At 37.3% G+C, this 362-nt stretch carries 1 protein-coding gene; it reads left to right on the forward strand.

The genetic code is table 11. From position 1 onward, the window contains the following. Positions 1-174 (forward strand): heme exporter protein CcmD (gene ccmD / locus BCU91_RS06945; protein ID WP_102531176.1); only part of this gene is annotated, 174 nt, incomplete at its 5' end. Positions 175-362 lie beyond the last annotated feature (188 nt).

Consider the following 362-nt stretch of genomic DNA (forward strand, 5'->3'; position numbering starts at 1 on the left):
GAATTTTTAAATATGGGCGGCTACGCCTTCTATGTGTGGTTAGCCTATGGAGTTACCTTTGGCTCTTTAATTATTTTGATAATAACCAGCATTAGGCAAAAAAAATTGGTACTACGCCAAATTGGAGCGAAAGTGAGACGGGAAGAACGTCTCAAGAAGCATAACATCCCATAACGATAAACAACGTAAATCAAAGCGCTAGTATTAAGAGTTTACTTGCGCTTTATTTATGTTAACAGGAAGAAATTAGACAAGTGTAGTGGTATCAGTTTATGAAATTTTGTAGGTGATCTACTGGGAGATTAGGCTAGAAGATAGCTGGGTATATTCGATTTTGCTAAAACTCATAATCGTCAGGTCCC

Origin of the sequence: Shewanella sp. 10N.286.52.B9 (assembly GCF_002873635.1) — a bacterium.
Taxonomy (GTDB): Bacteria; Pseudomonadota; Gammaproteobacteria; order Enterobacterales; family Shewanellaceae; genus Shewanella.